We start from the raw sequence: 17,783 nt of genomic DNA on the forward strand, positions 1-17,783 counted from the left end.
TAATAAGCCGGGTACTCGGCATCAAAAATCATCATAAATAGAATCCGCGGGATTGAATCCGGGTCCGTACTCCGCAAGTAAAAGCACTGTAAAAAACAGCGCCAGGTACACGATCCATCTGATCACAAGCTTCTTGGAAGCAATGTACTCTCTTATATTTGAATAGCCTTCAAAGCTGCTGCCCGTGATCTTACCGTCACGCGATAGCTCCATTCTGTACTGAATAACGGAAACGGTAATGAACACCGCCATTGTAACAAGCAGTATTCCCCACTCGTAGATACTAAGCCCCAGATTCAGCAAACTGCCGTCAACAAAGATCTGAGGGTTAAAAGAGCTGACGCTTCCCTTCAAAAGACTGAGCGCATGCGGAATGTTTTTTGACCTAAAGAACAAGTCACCTATGCAAACAAAGAAAAACGTTCTCATAACCCTGAAGCCGTTTGCAAACTTGCTCTGCATATTGATGTGGAGCTTTTTCTCAAAAAGCCATGTAAAGAACGGAAGTGTCACTTCTCCGAGCACGATGTATGCCCAGTGCAAAAGACCCGAGCCGATAACGAACGTTGCCGCTCCTCCGTGCCACAGACCCACGGAAAACCACAGGATAAACATAGCAACGTAAGTAGTGATCTGCTTTCCTTTCTTTTTACCAAATACATTCTTAAGCTTCTTGCCAAGCCCCATTATCATCTTGGTCCTAAGAAGCGGGTAAAAGACATTGTCTTTCATCCAGATTCCGAGCGTAGCGTGCCATCTTCTCCAGTATTCGCTTATGTTCTTTGCAAAGAAAGGAGTCGTAAAGTTTTCTGGAAGAATAATTCCGAGCATCTCGGCAAGGCCGATAACGATGTCGATTCCGCCCGAGAAATTGGTATATAACTGAAACGCAAAACACACAGTGCCCAGCCAAATATACGCTCCCGGGTACTGCGCATTGTTGTTGTAGATCTCATCAACTATTATTTTGAGTCTCTGCGAGATAACAAGCCACTTAAAGAAGCCCCAAAGCATCCTCTGCGCTCCGAAGGTAAGATTCTTGTAGTCAGGCTTATGATATTCAAAGAACTGATCGCTGTGTTCACGGGTCTTTATGATAGGTCCCTGAACCATCAGCGGAAAGAACATTCCGACAAGAGTCGTCTGAAGAAAGCTGTCTCTTCTTACGCCAATGCCGTTGTAGACCTCGATAAAATACCCAAGCAAAATAAATGTATAGAAAGAAAGTCCCGTAGGAGGGATAACATCGCCTCCTGTTATGAACTTATAGAATTTAAACACGATAAGTATTCCGAGAAGAACCGCAAGCTCCGCCGCAAGTATCAGTCTTCTTTTTACAAGCTCTTCTTCGCCTGTCCCGGCCAAAAGCTTTAAAAGTCCCCAGGTCACAAACGAAGCCACTAGCGGGAATACTATCTGAACATAGTCTCCCTTTACGGAAAACAAATAGAAGATGATGCTCGAGATTAAGAGCACCACCCACTGACCTCTTTTCTTAAACAAAAGAGGCACCGCATAATATGCTATTAAAACAAGTGCAACGAAGCACAAAAAACTAAACGAAGTTATACTCATAGATTTTCTTTCTTATATTCTTTTTCATACCACTGTCGGAACATAAGTATATACCAAATCTGGATTCTGTAAATCCCGCGCTCTGTAAAGTCGGTCCAGATCTTCTCAACGACATCGGGATCAAGAATATCCTGCTGCCGCATCTTGTCCTTATCAAGAAGGTCTTCAGCCCACTGCCTGATCTCGCCGTCCATAAGCCACTTGGCGATCGGAATCGAGAAGCCTTTCTTGAGGCCTTCCATAAGCTCCTTCGGAACATGTCTGTAGAGAACGTCACGAAGAACCTGCTTGCCGACATTTCCTTCTCTAAGATACTCGATAGGGAGCGACCACGCAAATTCCAAGAGGTCTCTGTCGAGCATCGGAACTCTTGTCTCAAGCGAAACCGCCATCGCGGTCCTGTCGACCTTAACCAGTATATCATCAGGATGATACACAAGCATATCCATAAGCATGGCGTTATGAATGGGCTCTGTCAAAAGAGCTTTCGCCATGTCGTCATATTTGTATAAAAGAGGCTTGTCTTTCTTGATCGCGATCTTTTTTACCAAAGGATCGGTCTCATGCTCAAATCTGTGAATCTCGCCGGGGCCCTTGGCTCCAAGATAAATAGCCTTACTTCTTCTTACCTCATCCTTGGGGTTAGTCGCAAGGATAGCGGCGCTTATGGGCTTCCTGAGCAAATACGGAAGTTTTCCGACCTTGCCCCAGACTCTGTCTACGGATTCGTAGGATTTGTAGCCCGCAAAGAGCTCATCTCCGCCGTCTCCCGAAAGAGAAACCGTCACATGCTTTCTCGTCATCTTGCTTACAAGATAAGTCGGAATCTGCGATGAATCCGCAAAAGGCTCGCCGAACATAAAGGGAAGCTGCGGAATAACAGCCTTGGCGTCCTTCTCCGTGATGTACTCTTCCGTATGTATCGTGCCGAGGTGCTTAGCAATCTCTTTTGCCTTAACTGCCTCGTTGTATTTCTCGTCTTCCATTCCGATCGTGAAGGTGCGAACCTGATTATCCGAAACGGACTGCATCAGCGCTACGACCGTGCTGCTGTCGATTCCCGCCGAAAGAAAAGCTCCGAGCGGAACATCCGATATCATCTGGCCCTTAACAGACTCTTTTAACAGCCTCTCAAGCTCAAATGACGCCTCTTCTCTGCTGCCCGTAAAGATATTGCTCTGTCCCTTTATCGCAGCCTCTGTCATCGACCAGTAGGTCTCTTCCTTGGTCTTTAATGTATCGATATCAACCGTTATTATTGTGCCCGCTTCAAGCTTGTAGATACCTTTATATATCGTGTGCGGCGCAGGAATATAACCTTCCGTAAAATATATATCAAGAACTTCTCTGTTGATCTCGTTGTCAAAGCCGTCAATAACGCGCAGGCATCCGATGTCGGAAGCAAAGGCAAAAGAGCCTGCTACCGTTCCGTAGTACAAAGGTTTCTCGCCGACTCTGTCTCTTGCGAGAGTGACCGTTCCGGCTTCCTTATCGTAAACCGCGATTCCAAACATACCCTTGCAGAGCCTGAGAGCCTCTTTCATTCCGTAGCTCTCGATAGCTTCAAGAAGGATCTCGGTATCCGATGTTCCTCTGAAGGTCGTAGCCTTGCCGTCTTTAATAAGCTTGTCTTTTACTTCGCCTGCGTTGTAGATCTCGCCGTTATATACAATAACGCTCTTGCCCGAATGTGAAACCATGGGCTGAGCGCCGTTCTTGGATAAGTCCACAATAGAAAGGCGCCTATGTCCAAGCGCCACTTTCATATCATCACTTATGTAAATTCCTTCATCATCGGGGCCTCTGTGAAGCATACGCTCGTTCATCTTGGCTATAACCGCATGTCTGTCACCTTTGTACCCGATAAGACCGTTAATTCCGCACATATATGTCTCCGAAGCACCGTATGTCTAATCCGGTGCCTATACTCAGTTCACTTTGATAACTTTGTTCTTGGGTTCGTACGCCGAAAGCTCCAGCTTGTACGTTCTGTTGCCGTCACCGTCTTCCTCTATCATATCAAAGCCGTGCAAAGAATAAAAATCTTTTACCATCTTATTCTTGGCAGTCGGATAATAATATCCGTAAATTGTCTTGATTCCTCGCTCTAAAGCCTTCTTACAGAGCTCATCCATCATGGCAAATTCCATATCTCTTTTAAGGACGCGGCAGCTCATGAGCCAGAGGTCTATGTGAAGCTCCTCGCCCTTGACGTTACCGATCACCAGCGAAACGATTCCGTTGTCTCCGAATTTATCCGTCAATCTGCCGTAGAGCGTGATGTTATTGTCATCGGCCGCCGTCTTTTCGATGTCGTCCTGTGTATAGCGCTTGGTAGTTAAGTTAAACTGGTTACTCTTATTGGTAAGCTGCGCGATACGAGGCATATAGAGCTTTTCAAAAGGCGCGATCACAGCTTCCATCTCAAGTGATTTAAGGTACTCGGTGTAGTCGGCAAAGCTCTGCTCCAATTGAGTACGCTTTTTGTTTGCCATATACATCTCGTTACGCTTCTTATCATCCTCTGAGATTGCCGTTGCCTCAAAGAATCCCGAATGATCGAGTATCCTGATATAGTGCTCGGGTGAATCTATGGCGGGCGCCATTGCACCGGGGATCTGTCCCTCTATGATAGCTCTTTCCGCAGGGTTGTCATCCACAAATACAAGTGACTCGGGAAGGACGTTAAGCTCTGAAGCTATTGCCTTCATGTTCTCACTCTTTGGCTCCCAGTTGGCCTTTATCATAACAAAATCATCGGGAGTAAGTATTCCGTCGGGATGCTTTAGTCCCGCGATCGCATTCTCTTCATCGTTCTTGGAATCAACCGTAAGGACTATTCCAAGGTCCTTTTGCATTTTTACATACTGCTGGAACTCGGAATAAACCTGCCCCAAGTTGGTCTCCTGGCCTATCTCGATTCCGTCGACGCCGTCGTCGCCTACAACGCCGCCCCAAAGTGTATTGTCAAGATCGAGCACAAGGCCCTTCTTGTTCTTTCCGTAGATTGACTTGATGATATTGGCAATATTAAAGCTGAGCGTTGGAATAGCCTGAATGCAGAGCGCATACTTGTACATGTGCCATGCAAGAGGATCTGACCACTCATCAAGACCGTAACTACTTGATACGTAGTTGATATCGTTTATAAAAAAGCTTTCGCCGGCATCTGCTTTTTTGGCAGCATAGTCCGCGAAGGCCGCATTTAATCTGTTTATGAAATTAAGTCTTCCGTGAATGTCGTAAGCATCTCTGTTTCCGAGAAGTCTGTAGAAAGGCGCCTCGAAATTGTTCTGTATTACGGGACACTTATAGTTATTTGCAAGGTTATCCCACATTGTCTCAAAGTGCTTGAAAGTAGCTTCAAACTTGGCATCAACGTCTTCTTTACTGTCAGACATCTCCGGGAAGTTTGTGATGTTGCGGTTTGATGTATGGATATAGATAACATCGGGCGCAAACTCTTTTAACTCATCGGAAGGAAACATGGCATCCTGCCAGTACTGGCCGTATTCCGATTCGTAAAATGAAGGTTCTATTCCGTAATTTAGTAAAAAAAGCTCCAGTATCCTTATGATGTCATGGGTCGTGGAGCCTCCTAGTACCGCTATTTTCTTTTTGATCCTGTCCGCACCGTCAGAAAGAAGAGTCTTTTTGATGGTCTTGGACTTTTTCATTATGTAGCTGTTGTCAAAAGGATATTCAAGTTCTTTCATATAGTGTCCTTTTAAAATTTACTGTCATCCGTATTTCCGATGATCTTGTCAAAATACTTCTTCCACATTTCATTCGTAACCTCAGGGCTGCACTTTTCCTGAATCTTGGCAGCTTCGGTTCCGATCCTGTCGGCAAGCTCTTTATCTTCAAGGAGCTTTCTGATTGCCTGTGCCATTGCGTCTTTGTCTCCGACGGGAACCAGAAGTCCGTTCTCTCCGTCATTTATAAGGTCCTTGGGCCCTCCGCAGGGGCAATCCGTCGATATGCACGCAAGTCCCAGTGACATCGCCTCTATAAGCGAGTTTGGCATGCCCTCGTGGTTGGAAGCTAGTATAAAGATATATGCCTTCTCTATATGCTCGGCGACGTGCTTGACGTTACCTGCAAATTCAACTCGTGAATCTATTCCGAGACTTGCCGCGAGCCTTTGCTGCTTGGCTCTGTCGGGGCCATCTCCGTAGAGTACGAGCTTATAATCCTTAAATTTATCTTTGGTAGCTTCCTTGAAAGCTTCCATTACCATAGCCTGGTTCTTGTTTTCGTTAAGTCTTGCGACCATTACGATCTTCTTCTCACGCTCACCGATATATCTGGGTCTGATAAAAGAGGGATCGATCGCGTTCGGAAGAATGATGCATTTCTTCCTGATGTATGCAGGGAACTTGGCTTTGGCGCCGTTTGACTGAACAACGACTCCGGCTGCCTTTCCGAAGTTTGTAAGCATCGCAGCCTTCATTGATGTGCTCGAATACTCCATAGAAGGGTCTGCTCTTACGGATACGACAACCTTGATCTCTTCTTTCGTTGCCGTTGAGAGCGCCATAATATTATTCTTTCCCATGAAGCTCAGGATCATGTCGGGTCTAAGGTCCTTCCAGATCTTTACAAGCTTCTCTGATCTTTTTCTGAAATTCTTGATACGACTCTTTTCCTGCTCGTCCTTAAGAAGTGCCGAGAAAATGCGCTGTATTCCGCCCTTCTCGCCGCCGTTTGGATCAACCCAAACAGGATTTTCGTCAAGGTCCGCTACAAGCTCAGCACTGGGCGCACCTGCGGGAACACTCTTCCAGGCTGCGTGTTTAACCTCGTATTCGTTGGCTGCAAGGTACGTGGTAACAAGAGTAACTTTATAACCCTGCTCAAAAAAATAATCCGCAAGATTAGCCATTACCCTCTCTGCGCCGCCCTTTTGAAGGGAGCCTATATACATAGCGATATGCTTTTTACTATTAACCTCAGAATTCAACAAGCTCGATTATCCCCATGCTGTTATTGTATAAAAAAGCGACTTTCTTGCCGTCGATACAGGGCGCGATATTGGGCTCGTGTATCACGGTGTAGCGCTGCGCGGAAAGCTCCTCCACAGCCTTTTCTATATCTTCGACTTCATAGCAAAAATGATAAGGCGTGTTCTTATAGCGCGCAAGCAAAGGATACATGGGAGAGTCCTCGCCCATGGGCTCTATGAGTTCAACCCTGTAATCGCCGTTTACAAGAAACTCGATGTTGATGTTCCTGATCTCGTCGAACTTAACCGGGCGCTCGATCTCGTATCCGAGCTCCAAGAATTTCTTCTCGGACTTTGCTATGCTCTTTGCAAGATATCCAACGTGATGTATCTTCATGCGTTTAGCCCTGTAATTTGCTCATGATAATGTCTGCCATCTCACCTACATTCTTCATGGAAACGATCTGTCCCATGTTGAACTTGATGTCAAACTCCTGCTCGATGGCATTGATAAGATTGATGTGCTCAAGTGAATCCCATCCGTCAACATCTGCCGCTGTTGTAGCGTCGGTAACGGTAAGATCGTCCTCCTCGAAAACATCTCTGAATACTTCATTTAATTTCTCAAAAACTTCTTCTCTTGTCATTTAAAAAACTCCTTTTAACTTCAAACAGGAATACGCACTCCGCTTACCCTGAATCATGTCATATGGTAATTGTACCACTGCTGAAATATGTAGAACGACCACGCTATCTTACTGTAGTTGGCTCCAGTTGCAGGGCCGCCATCGCCGTTAACCACATAATTGTTGATAAATGCGGATACATAGTCAACATCAAATATATCCTGCTTCTTAAGGAAAGACGTGCTGCTGTAATCAAGAAGCTGTTCCTTCAAAGGACCGCGTAGCCACTGATCCATCGGAACGCCGAAGCCTGTCTTTGGTCTTTCCAAAAGCTCTTTGGGAATATAGTCATAAGCAAGATCTTTAAGAATATGCTTTTTATCTCCCTTATAGAACTTGTATTTATGCGGTATTCTGAACGAATACTCCATAACTTCCGTATCCATTATAGGACATCTCGACTCAAGTGAGTACTTCATGGAAGCTCTGTCCATTTTAACAAGAATATCCTCGGGAAGATAGGTGTCCATATCAAGGAGCATTCTCCTTACCTGGAAGTCCCTTACTCCGTAGAGGCTCTCAACAGGGAAAAGAATCGGCTGCTTGTTGATACCAAGGTTGTAATCCGTGGCGATATAATCAAGCGCGCTCATCGGAATATCCGGCTCTTCTTTTCCTGAGATAAATGCGTGACAGGACTTGATATAGCCCTCCGAAACAAGCTGTGTCTTAGTCTCGGGATTGCGGTTATTGGCAACGACCTTGACTCTGAAAGGCATCTTATCAAGAAGTTTGCCGCTTCCCACGGGGATCTGTCCTATTCCGTGCACGATCGCACCCGGAATATCGAGAAGCTGCGCCTGTCTTACGTTTTCATATATGTTATAGCCGCAGAAGAACTCATCTCCGCCGTCTCCCGAAAGAGCAACGGTAACGTCCTTCTTGGCAACCTTACTTACGAGCATTGAAGGTATCTGCGAGTTGTCCGCAAAAGGCTCGTCGTAGTACTGAGGGATGCTGCTGACAAGATCAAACATCTCTCTTTCCGTTATGTAAACCTCGGTGTGGTCCGTGCCGAGATGCTTTGCGATCTCTTTGGCGTACTCGGCCTCGTTGAACCTTGGAACGTCAAATCCGATACAGAAGGTCTTAACGGGCTGATCCGATAATTCCTGCGCTATAGCGGTTACAAGCGACGAATCGTATCCTCCGGAAAGGAACGTACCGAGCGGAACGTCCGCGATCATTCTGTTCGCAACGGACTTCTTTAAGCGCTCCTTGAGTCCCTCTTTAGCCTCTTCATAGCTTCTTACGGGATCTGCGCTCATCTTTTTATAAACATCTTTGATGTTCCAATATTTCTTTTTACTTATCTCGCCGTTATGGAACTTAAGATAAGAACCGGCTTCAAGCTTATAGACATCGGTGAACACCGTGTCGGGCGCCATGATGTACTGCTGAAGAAGGAATCTGGATAACACCTGTTTTCTTATTTCAGGCTTAAAACCGGGGCATTTCATGATAGGCTTAAGCTCTGATGCGAACACGAGATTCTTGCCGTCTACCCAATAGAAAAGAGGTTTCTTACCGATCCTGTCTCTTATAAGATAAACGTCATCGGTCTCTCTGTCGTAAAGAGCGATCGCAAACATACCGTGAATGTGATCGACCATGTCGATGCCCCATTTAAGGTACGCGGCGATAATGACCTCGGTATCGCAGTTCGACTTAAAAGTGTAATCCGAAAGCTCTTTTTTGAGCTCAAGGAAATTGTAGATCTCGCCGTTGTAAACGACAGAGATCCTGCCGTTTTCCGAGTGCATTGGCTGATGTCCCAAAGGCGACAGATCAAGGATCGAAAGTCTTCTCTGGGCAAAGCCTATGATATAATCGTTCGCACCCTGATACAGTTCAACACCGCTGTCATCGGGGCCTCTGTGATACATGGTATCGTTCATGATGCGAAGCTGTTCTTCAGTTATTCTCTTTTTAGAAATATATCCGCAAATTCCGCACATTGTATGTATTAAAGCTCCACAGGAAGTTTTTCGAAGTTGTCACGAAGTGGTCCGAAGTCCTTACACTCATTGTCGATGGAATCAATGAGCTCAATGTACTTCTCGTTTACAAGTGTCTTGTAATTATCAAGGTTGTCATAGCCCTTCTTGGTCCATGCAAAAGGATGTGTAAGGATCTGCACTCTCTTGTTGGCCTTGATGGTCTCCTCGTCGGGATAGCCGTATCTCCAGATGTGGTTGGCATCCGACATATACTTTACATCAAGTTTGGAATCGGGCTTCGCCTGAGGGTCAAAAGAGAAGAACTCGTCCTGATAAGCATTGATAATACCGGGAAGCTTGATATTCTCTGCAAGAACGTCAGGTGACGGTCTGTGGATGGAGAAAGATGTGATATTAAAGCCAAGCATATCGCTGAGCATATCGATCTCCTGCTTGATCCTCTTTCTTATGAGCTCCATATCCGTCATGCCGTTAAGCGCAAAGTGAAGACCGATGTGCTGTCCTCTCTCGTGCATGTCGGTAAGGATGTCTCTGTTCTTTCTTGATAAGATGTTGTAAGAGTTGTTGGTCCACTGGAAAAAGAATGTGGATCTCATATCCATGCTCTCTTCAACCTTTGAAAGGGCGTAGGCTCTTTCTACAGAATACTCAACATCGTGTCTTAAGATGATAAAAGAATCTCTGTTAAGCGCTTCCTCATATGTGGCATTAAGCCCCGTCTCTTTTACGATTCTAAGTATTTCTCTGTAATCATCAAATGAAAACATTACTTCTTTTCTCCTATTACTTTTTCGAGATAATCTCTCCACTGTATAAATACCGCCTCTGCATTGGCGATCTGTTCAATCTTTCTTGCCTCGTCTCCGAGTCTCTCGGCAAGCTCTCTGTCTTCGATAAGCTTGCAGATGCCCTCCGCCATCGCATCGGGATCTTTTATCGGAACAAGAAGTCCGTTCACACCGTCCTGCATAACGGTCCTCGGGCCGCCGCAGGGGCAATCCGTCGCAACAATGGGCATTCCCATCGCCATCGCTTCAAGAAGCGAATTGGGCATTCCTTCCCAGTCGGATGAAAAGGCATATACCGCGCCCTTCGGGATCTCTTTTTCCAGCTCGTCGCTTCCGCCCATAAGAAGGATGTAGTCCTCCGCGTGGTTGTCAGCGATTATCTTATCGAGTATCTCTTTGGTTCCGTCAAAAGAGTCGGGACCGTAGATCTTAAGCACGTAATCGGGGTGCTTTTCGTGAACCTTTATAAAAGCTTCGCACAGCATGGGCTGATTTTTGAAGTCGACCAGCCTTGCGTGATGAACAACAGACTTTTCGCGCTGCTCAGGCTTTTTTAACCCGAAATACTTGGGATTGATCGGATTGAGTATGATCTGCGAATTGTCCTGAAGATGGGGCTTAAAGAACTCTTTTTGTCCCGTCGTCTGGAAGACGCAGCCCGCAGCTCTGTCAAACAGCCAGGCTATCTGTATCTTATCCGAAATAGCATCGTAATGTCCCACCGGGTCTGTCCTTATGGAAATGACCACAGGAACATCGCTCTTACCTGCCGCCATGAGTGCTCTGTAATTGGCTCTCTGTGCAAAGGCGATAAGAACGTCCGGATGATAGTTCTTAACGAATTCTCTAAGGTATTTGATCCTTAAAAAGAACTTGGCTATTCTGTTCTTCTTTTCATCACCCTCACGCAGGCCTACATGGACTCTCGTGACCTTTTCGTCAAGGGCGAACTCGTTCTCGTCCACCCATTCCGTTGCCACGTATACCTTGTAGCCTTCCTTGGCAAACTGATTGGCAAGATTGGATACAACTCGCTCCGCGCCGCCCTGCACAAGGCAGTTGAGGTGAAATGCTATTGTTTTCATAATTATCTGAGTACCATTCCTGTAACTAATTCCTTGGCGGAATCGTATTTATCAATGATGAGTGAGCCGTCCACGGTCCTTACGATAGGCTTACCGTCAAAGACATCGGCGATCTCCCCGGGCGCATATCCCGAGAAATCTATCATCTCATCAAAAGGATGAGCCTGCCAAACGGTAACTTTGTTCTCATCGCTCTCCTCGCCCGCATAGCAGAATGCTCCGGGGAAGGGCGCCGCAACACCTCTGATGAGGTTGTAGATGTTTCTCGTTCTTTCGTGAAAATCTATTTTACCGTCCGCAGCCGTACGTTTATTGTACCATGAATCAAAGTCTTTTGAATCTGTATGAATGGGAATTTCTCCCTTTTCCATATATGTTGTCACGAGCTTCCTGATAAGGCTCTTGGAGCAGATCATGTTCTTGTACTGCGCGGTCCTTATATCGTCGTGCTCGTTTATCTGGAACATCTCCGTAGCAAAGACGTTGGGGCTATCGGCCTTCTCGTCGTATCTGAAGAGATTGAGGTTAAATCTGGTATCTCCGAGGATCATTGACCAGTTAAGGGGCGATCTGCCTCTTCCGAAGGGCAAGTATCCGCTGTTTCCGTGGAAGCCGTAGATTCCGGCCTTAAACGCATCAAGAACATGCGGAGGGATAAGTCTCTGCCAGCCCATTACGATTCCGAGATCGAAGGTGTTGTTCTTTATAAACTCTACCGTCTTGTCGTCATTAAGGAAATAGCTCTCTGCTTCGTAAACGGGAATTCCGTATTTCTCAGTCAAAAAAGAAAGTCCCTTAAAGCCGGAGACCTGATTGTGCTCAAGAACCTTGGGCGCAATGGTCATGACAAGGTCAACCTTGCAGAGCTCCTTTTCTATGAAATCTATTATGTTTTCCGATGTATCTTTTACACCGAAGACTACTACCTTGTAATGCATCACTCATACCTCTTGAATATCTCATGAATACTGTCTTTGTATTTATCGGGAGTATAGAAAAGAGCTCTCTCTCCCGCTTTTTCCGAATAATGAGAAAGCTTATTGTCATCAGTCAAAAGAGAAAGAATCTTGTCCGCAAGTATCTTCTCTCCGTCCGTGATGTTCTCGGGGTTCATGTCGACCTCTTCGCCCATATCGGGAACGAGAATGCCGTATTCTCCTTCGATAGCTTCCTTGGTGCTGTCTCCGTTAGGAATCCTTGAAATAAGATCCTCGTACTGCTCAGAGCTTAAAAGGATCTCTCTGGGCCCTGTCTTACAGTCAGCGGAAACAACGGGCTTTTTAAGTGCCATTGCTTCAAGGACCGCATTTGGAAAGCCCTCGTGGTTGGAGCTGCAGACATATACGTCGGAAGCCGCAACGTAAGGGAACGGATTCTTCTTCATTCCGGTAAACGCAACCTCGTTTTCTATGTTGAGCTCATTGGCAAGCTCCTTGTAAGCACTCCAATTTCCCGCACCGGCTATTACAAGCCTTGCATTCGGGCATTTCTCGTGGACCAGTGAAAAAGCCTTGACGAGATGCCAGATTCCTTTGATGTAATCGTTTCTTCCCATGGTGGAAATGACCTTGAGGTCCTCTCCCTTAAAAGGGAAATCCTCGACAGGTTCGCTTCCCTTTTCGCAGATATCATCCGTATCCAAAGGATTATAAATATATGTGCTCTTATCGTAGTTATAGTCTTTAAGGAGCTGTCTTACTATCTCTTTTGAACAAGAAAGAACCTGATCTGATCTGCTGCAAAAAAGCTTTATCTGGTCGCTTCGCTCCATATCGGTCTGACAACGAAGTCCGGTCAGAACCTTTTCTTTTCCCCTGGATAGAACGTTGACATAGTTGGCCGAACTTCCGAAGCTGTAGGAAATATCTATTCCGAGTTCTTTCTTGATCTTTTTTGTCTTTTTGACTCTTTTAATAACATTTATTATTTTATTTACAACGCCTTTTTTTGAGAGTACATCTATGTCTATGACATTCAGCCCCTCGATGTCGAAGTTGATATCTTTTGAACTGAAAATAAGAATATAAACGTTGTAAAAGTCCTGCATGAGTCTTGCAGTCTTGATGCACACACGCTCAAATCCGCCCTGGTGAAGCATCGGAACCATGAGCATCAGGTTCTTTTTATTATTATTCATCAAAAATGTCCTCTTTCGTAGAAATAAGCCATCATCTTGGCCTGGCTCTTTACGTCAAAGCCTGCTGCGCGGAGTTCATTAAGTATGTGCTCCGATGACTCTTTTCTGTTTCCTATGGAAAAGCCGGAATCGATATGGCTTATCGAATGCTTGGGCGCCGTGTTTATCGTATCGAATCCGGTACCGGCATCAAGTAAGTCAAAATCGGGCGTATCCTCGTTTTCAAAGACGCTCTCTTTTCTCTCACCGGCTATCTGCGTAAACGTCTGATTGAGCTTGATCTCTTCACTGAAAATATCCTTATCGGCGTCTCCCTGAAGCATGAGATCTTCGAGTATCTTCCTCGCCCAATCTCTGGGGTCCGAGTTAATGCTTCGCATTGAAACAAGCTCAGTTACATTAACTTCGGGAGTAACCTGATCTGAAACCAGGCACTGAAGTCCCGCTGCCTGCGCCTCTATGACACTTCCGGGAAGACCTTCGTATCTTGAAGGGAAGCAGAAGTAATCCATCGCCTGGTAATAATCTGAGGCATTACTCTTATTGCCTGCAAAAATGCATCTGTCGTATATATGTAGTCTGTCGGCAAGCCTTCTCATCTCATCCATAAGAGGACCCGTGCCGAGCATTAGAAGTCTTACTCTCATGCCGTGGAGCATGCTGTATTCGTTTAAGTCGTCATTATCAAGAAGTCTGCAAAGCTGCGTAAATACCTGTAGCAAAAACTCGTGGTTCTTGGCGTATCTAAAGCTTCCGACATGTCCTATTACAACGGCATTGGAAAGTCCAAGCTCGCCTCTTATCTTATTTCTTGTTTCCTCGTTATAAGCAAAATTCTTGAGGTCTACGGCATTTGGAATGATGCGAACGCTTCCCTGATCCATGAGCGTCTGTCCGAACACCGAATATCCGGCCTCTTTTGAGCATGCGAAGTTGTAATCGCAGATGCCCTCTTTTTGAAGGGGTGTCCTGAGAAATCTTGTCGCAAGGCCTTTTACGCCTTTGTCTACACCCGCGCTTCTTGCGTGAGCAACGCAGATTGGAACTCCGTTCTTTTTGGCGATAGGAAGATAAATCGCTGCGGTACTCGTCATGTGGCCCTGTACCACCTTCCACTCGTCTTTATGCTCGGCAAAAAATCTTTTTATGGCCGCTTTGTACTCGGCGTAATTGGTTCCTACAAATTTCGGAAGGCAGAATATCCTTCCGCCAAGCTTATATACGCTGGAATCAAAATAGTCCGGCTCTCGAACCTTCATAAGTTCGTCAGAAGTCGGACTCTTTTTTCCTGTCTTTTCAGGTGAACAATGGACAAGAAAATCAAACTGAATCCTGTCCCTGTCCATATTGCGATATAGATCGATGATCCTGCACTCAGCGCCGCCAACTCCAAGTCCTCCGAGAACATGTAAGACTCTTATCTGACCATAGTTATCTTCCATTTTATCCCCTCGCTGCGCTTCGGTCAGTTTCCTTTTCTGCTCCGAAGCTTCATTACCGTAAATTTGGTCTTAGCTGTTATAAACTCTGCCAGATTCCCAAAGAAGCTGCGTTCTGTAGGTTCTACATTCATAAATTCGGAAAAAGAAACTACGTCGGCCTGTTCAAAAAGCTTCTCGAAATTCTCAAAATCCTTGTCGTTCATGGTGTTTACGTGATAGACAAAGGTTGTGAAGCCGTCTCTTTTATCCTTGATACTGCTGCTCTTTTTAACCGAGATCGGATAGAAGGTCATTCCGAATCTGGAATAGGGCGCTCTTCCGAAGCCGTCGGTTATCTTGTATATTCCGTTTTTCTTAAGAGACTTGATCGTCTTCTTGTCAAAGGAATGAGAAGGCGCCATGAAGATATCGGTGTTGATATCGTGGCTCTTAAATATCCTTCTTGCTTCCCTGAGCATGTCGTCCTGAACGGAATATGGCTGTCCTGCGAATTCAGACTTTCCGCCAACGGGGAAAAGGCCGGGTTCCTTGGTGGTATAAATGTGATTAAAGCCGTGAAGTGCAATGACCCATCCGCTGTCCCGGAGCTCTTTTATATAGTTCCAAAAGTCCTCACGAAAAGGTCCACAGCTTAATTTCTCATCCTTATTATCGGGAACAACACCTATGAGAGGCTTGATATCATGCGCATCGAGCACTTTCTTGAATCTCTCGAATTTGTCCCAATCCATATCAGGTGTTATGTCATCCAAACGAACAGTTATCTTCATAAATTCTCTTTGTACCAATCAATGGCAAGCTTGATTCCTGCCTTGAAATCATATGAAGGATCGTAACCGAGATTCTTTCTTGCCTTGCTGATGTCGGCGTTGGAATCTCTGATATCACCGGCACGAGGAGGGCCGTAGATAGGCTCTACATCAAGTCCGAGTGCATCTGTAAGGTGATGATAAACATCGATAAGGAACTCTCTTCCGCCCGCACCGATGTTGTAAGCTTCACCTGCTGCCTCTGATGAAGCAAGACAAGCTCTGAGGTTACCCTCAACAACGTTATCTACATATGTAAAGTCACGAGACTGCTTACCGTCACCGTTAATGGTAGGTGTCTCGCCGTTCATAAGCTGTTTGAGGAACTTAGGGATTACGGCTGCATATGCACCGTTGGGATCCTGTCTTCTTCCGAACACGTTGAAATAACGAAGTCCGTATGTATCAAGTCCGTAGAGCTTCTTGTAAAGCTTACCGTACTCTTCATCAACTTTCTTGGTAAGAGCATAGGGAGAAAGAACATTTCCTTCCTGTCCTTCCTTCTTGGGAAGGATTGTGGAATCACCGTAAACAGATGAGCTTGAAGCATAAACGAACTTCTTAACGCCGTTCTGCCTTGAAGCTTCCATCATGTTAAGTGTTCCGCGGATGTTGATCTCCTCGTACAAAAGAGGCATCTCGATACTTCTGGGAACGCTTCCCCAAGCCGCCTCGTTGAGAACGTAGGTGACGCCTTCCGTTGCCTTAAGGCAGGCATCAAGATCTCTGATGTCGTCCTGAATAAAAGTAAATCTCTCGTTGCTCATAAAGGGCTGGATGTTCTCGATGTGCCCTGTTGAGAGGTTATCCATGCATCTTACTGTGTAACCCATATCAAGAAGTGCTTCGCAGATGTTTGATCCGATGAAGCCCGCGCCTCCGGTTACGAGGAAAACGCTGTCTTTGTCAAATTTAAGTTCTTTGTAGCTCATTACAATTGCCTCTTTTCAAAATTATAAGGAAGTTCCGCTCTCGCATTCGCTCGCCGGAACAAAGTAGTACACTAAGCTCGAAAATACCTCGCTAAGTGATTACTTTACAGCCTCCAGTAGTCGAACTCAGGCGCTTTATAATCGTTCATATCGTAGATTCCCTTAAGATCCATGAACACTTTGGTCTTGTGGGAAGCATTGAAGAATTTCGCGATATCAGCGGGCTTGTAGCTCTCAAACTCCTTGTGAGCAACCGCAACGATAACCGCGTCCATATCCTTAACGGCATCAATGCTGTCAAAGTCGATGCCATAGAGTCTTTTAGCTTCGTCAGAATCAGCCTCGGGATCGACAACAACGGGAGTGATTCCGTACTCTCCGAGCTCGTTGTAGATATCGATAACCTTGGTGTTACGTGTATCGGGGCAGTTCTCCTTGAATGTGAATCCGAGGATAGCAACCTTGGCATTCTTAACCGCGATGTCGGCTGAAATAAGGTTCTTTACAAGGGACTCGGCGATGTACTTACCCATATCGTCGTTAATTCTACGTCCCGAAAGAATGATTTGTGAGTGATATCCGAGCTCCTCAGCCTTATATGTGAGGTAGTAAGGGTCAACGCCGATGCAGTGACCGCCTACAAGACCGGGGAAGAACTTAAGAAAGTTCCACTTTGTTCCGGCTGCCTCGAGAACGCTCTTTGTATCAATGTCCATCTTGTGGAAGATCATTGAAAGCTCGTTCATGAAAGCGATATTGATATCACGCTGTGAATTCTCGATAACCTTGGCTGCCTCTGCAACCTTGATAGACTGTGCTTTATAAACTCCGGCAAGAGCAACAAGGCTGTAAACCTTAGCTACTTCCTCAAGAGTCTCTTCGTCCATACCTGAAACAATCTTGGTAATAGTATCAAGTCTGTGCACCTTGTCACCGGGGTTGATACGCTCGGGTGAATATCCTACCTTGAAATCAACGCCGCACTTAAGTCCTGACTCAGCCTCAAGGATAGGCACGCAGATATCCTCAGTTACTCCGGGATATACAGTTGACTCGTAAACTACGATGCTTCCCTTTGTAAGGTACTTACCAAGTGTATGGCTTGCTCCCTCTACAGGTGAAAGATCAGGTGTGTGATCGTCGTTAACAGGTGTAGGAACCGCTACTACGTGGAACTTACACTCTTTAAGCTTCTCAGGATCAGCGGTAAACTCTACGCTTGTCTCCTTGATCGCATCATCTCCGACTTCTCTTGTGGGGTCGATTCCTTTTTTATAAAGTTCAACCTTATCCGCATTAAAGTCATATCCTACAACCTTGATCTTCTTGGCATATGCTACGGCGATAGGCATGCCGACATATCCAAGTCCTACAAGTGATAATTTCTCTTCTCCCGAAAGGAGCTTTTCATACAAACCCATTG

General features: G+C 45.7%; 15 protein-coding genes. All 15 read right to left on the reverse strand.

All coding sequences use genetic code 11. From position 1 onward, the window contains the following. Positions 1-21 precede the first annotated feature (21 nt). Positions 22-1,575: an MBOAT family O-acyltransferase gene (locus D6856_RS10440; protein ID WP_120686832.1), complete on the reverse strand. Its 1,554-nt coding sequence runs from the start codon at positions 1,573-1,575 to the stop codon at positions 22-24. Next, positions 1,572-3,461: an asparagine synthase (glutamine-hydrolyzing) gene (asnB, locus tag D6856_RS10445; RefSeq protein ID WP_120686833.1), complete on the reverse strand. Its 1,890-nt coding sequence runs from the start codon at positions 3,459-3,461 to the stop codon at positions 1,572-1,574. Before asnB (D6856_RS10445) ends, D6856_RS10440 begins: the two co-directional genes overlap by 4 nt. A 42-nt stretch (positions 3,462-3,503) precedes the next feature. Next, positions 3,504-5,291, reverse strand: a complete 1,788-nt coding sequence (locus D6856_RS10450) for an HAD-IIIC family phosphatase (protein WP_120686834.1) — start codon at positions 5,289-5,291, stop codon at positions 3,504-3,506. An 11-nt stretch (positions 5,292-5,302) separates the two neighbouring features. After that, the gene (locus D6856_RS10455) at positions 5,303-6,460 is read right to left on the reverse strand and encodes a glycosyltransferase (RefSeq protein WP_147367830.1); all 1,158 of its coding nucleotides are present in this window, start codon (positions 6,458-6,460) and stop codon (positions 5,303-5,305) included. Positions 6,461-6,527: 67 nt separating this feature from the next. Then, positions 6,528-6,917: a VOC family protein gene (locus tag D6856_RS10460; RefSeq protein ID WP_120686836.1), complete on the reverse strand. Its 390-nt coding sequence runs from the start codon at positions 6,915-6,917 to the stop codon at positions 6,528-6,530. Between the two features lie 4 nt (positions 6,918-6,921). After that, the gene (locus D6856_RS10465) at positions 6,922-7,167 is read right to left on the reverse strand and encodes an acyl carrier protein (protein ID WP_092245517.1); all 246 of its coding nucleotides are present in this window, start codon (positions 7,165-7,167) and stop codon (positions 6,922-6,924) included. A gap of 53 nt (positions 7,168-7,220) precedes the next feature. Continuing rightward, entirely contained in the window at positions 7,221-9,164 is a 1,944-nt protein-coding gene (gene asnB / locus D6856_RS10470) for an asparagine synthase (glutamine-hydrolyzing) (RefSeq protein WP_120686837.1), read from the reverse strand. 8 nt (positions 9,165-9,172) lie between these two features. Then, positions 9,173-9,934: a hypothetical protein gene (locus D6856_RS10475; RefSeq protein ID WP_092245523.1), complete on the reverse strand. Its 762-nt coding sequence runs from the start codon at positions 9,932-9,934 to the stop codon at positions 9,173-9,175. Continuing rightward, positions 9,934-11,040, reverse strand: coding sequence for a glycosyltransferase (locus D6856_RS10480; RefSeq protein WP_092245526.1), 1,107 nt, complete (start codon positions 11,038-11,040; stop codon positions 9,934-9,936). Before D6856_RS10480 ends, D6856_RS10475 begins: the two co-directional genes overlap by 1 nt. Positions 11,041-11,042: 2 nt before the next feature. Next, positions 11,043-11,978, reverse strand: coding sequence for a methionyl-tRNA formyltransferase (locus D6856_RS10485; protein ID WP_120686838.1), 936 nt, complete (start codon positions 11,976-11,978; stop codon positions 11,043-11,045). Then, positions 11,978-13,177 carry a glycosyltransferase gene (locus tag D6856_RS10490; protein ID WP_120658582.1) on the reverse strand — a complete coding sequence of 400 codons (1,200 nt, stop codon included), beginning with the start codon at positions 13,175-13,177 and terminating at the stop codon, positions 11,978-11,980. The genes D6856_RS10485 and D6856_RS10490 overlap by 1 nt, the downstream gene beginning before the upstream one ends. After that, entirely contained in the window at positions 13,177-14,619 is a 1,443-nt protein-coding gene (locus D6856_RS10495; protein WP_120658581.1) for a glycosyltransferase, read from the reverse strand. The genes D6856_RS10490 and D6856_RS10495 overlap by 1 nt, the downstream gene beginning before the upstream one ends. A gap of 23 nt (positions 14,620-14,642) precedes the next feature. Further along, positions 14,643-15,389, reverse strand: a complete 747-nt coding sequence (locus D6856_RS10500) for a DUF2334 domain-containing protein (protein ID WP_092245537.1) — start codon at positions 15,387-15,389, stop codon at positions 14,643-14,645. Then, a complete protein-coding gene (locus tag D6856_RS10505) occupies positions 15,386-16,360 on the reverse strand; it encodes an SDR family oxidoreductase (protein WP_120686839.1) in 975 nt (324 codons plus the stop codon). Before D6856_RS10505 ends, D6856_RS10500 begins: the two co-directional genes overlap by 4 nt. A gap of 104 nt (positions 16,361-16,464) precedes the next feature. Beyond that, positions 16,465-17,781 (reverse strand): nucleotide sugar dehydrogenase, encoded by a 1,317-nt coding sequence (locus D6856_RS10510; protein WP_120686840.1) that lies wholly within the window; start codon positions 17,779-17,781, stop codon positions 16,465-16,467. Positions 17,782-17,783: the final 2 nt, after the last annotated feature.

The organism is Butyrivibrio sp. XB500-5 (genome assembly GCF_003625505.1).
Classification (GTDB): domain Bacteria; phylum Bacillota; class Clostridia; order Lachnospirales; family Lachnospiraceae; genus Butyrivibrio.

Coding starts and splice junctions, on each gene's coding strand:
- D6856_RS10440 (WP_120686832.1), bottom strand. CDS start 1,575: ATGAGTATAACTTCGTTTAGTTTTTTGTGCTTCGTTGCACTTGTTTTA.
- asnB (WP_120686833.1), bottom strand. CDS start 3,461: ATGTGCGGAATTAACGGTCTTATCGGGTACAAAGGTGACAGACATGCG.
- D6856_RS10450 (WP_120686834.1), bottom strand. CDS start 5,291: ATGAAAGAACTTGAATATCCTTTTGACAACAGCTACATAATGAAAAAG.
- D6856_RS10455 (WP_147367830.1), bottom strand. CDS start 6,460: ATGGCTAATCTTGCGGATTATTTTTTTGAGCAGGGTTATAAAGTTACT.
- D6856_RS10460 (WP_120686836.1), bottom strand. CDS start 6,917: ATGAAGATACATCACGTTGGATATCTTGCAAAGAGCATAGCAAAGTCC.
- D6856_RS10465 (WP_092245517.1), bottom strand. CDS start 7,167: ATGACAAGAGAAGAAGTTTTTGAGAAATTAAATGAAGTATTCAGAGAT.
- asnB (WP_120686837.1), bottom strand. CDS start 9,164: ATGTGCGGAATTTGCGGATATATTTCTAAAAAGAGAATAACTGAAGAA.
- D6856_RS10475 (WP_092245523.1), bottom strand. CDS start 9,934: ATGTTTTCATTTGATGATTACAGAGAAATACTTAGAATCGTAAAAGAG.
- D6856_RS10480 (WP_092245526.1), bottom strand. CDS start 11,040: ATGAAAACAATAGCATTTCACCTCAACTGCCTTGTGCAGGGCGGCGCG.
- D6856_RS10485 (WP_120686838.1), bottom strand. CDS start 11,978: ATGCATTACAAGGTAGTAGTCTTCGGTGTAAAAGATACATCGGAAAAC.
- D6856_RS10490 (WP_120658582.1), bottom strand. CDS start 13,177: ATGAATAATAATAAAAAGAACCTGATGCTCATGGTTCCGATGCTTCAC.
- D6856_RS10495 (WP_120658581.1), bottom strand. CDS start 14,619: ATGGAAGATAACTATGGTCAGATAAGAGTCTTACATGTTCTCGGAGGA.
- D6856_RS10500 (WP_092245537.1), bottom strand. CDS start 15,389: ATGAAGATAACTGTTCGTTTGGATGACATAACACCTGATATGGATTGG.
- D6856_RS10505 (WP_120686839.1), bottom strand. CDS start 16,360: ATGAGCTACAAAGAACTTAAATTTGACAAAGACAGCGTTTTCCTCGTA.
- D6856_RS10510 (WP_120686840.1), bottom strand. CDS start 17,781: ATGGGTTTGTATGAAAAGCTCCTTTCGGGAGAAGAGAAATTATCACTT.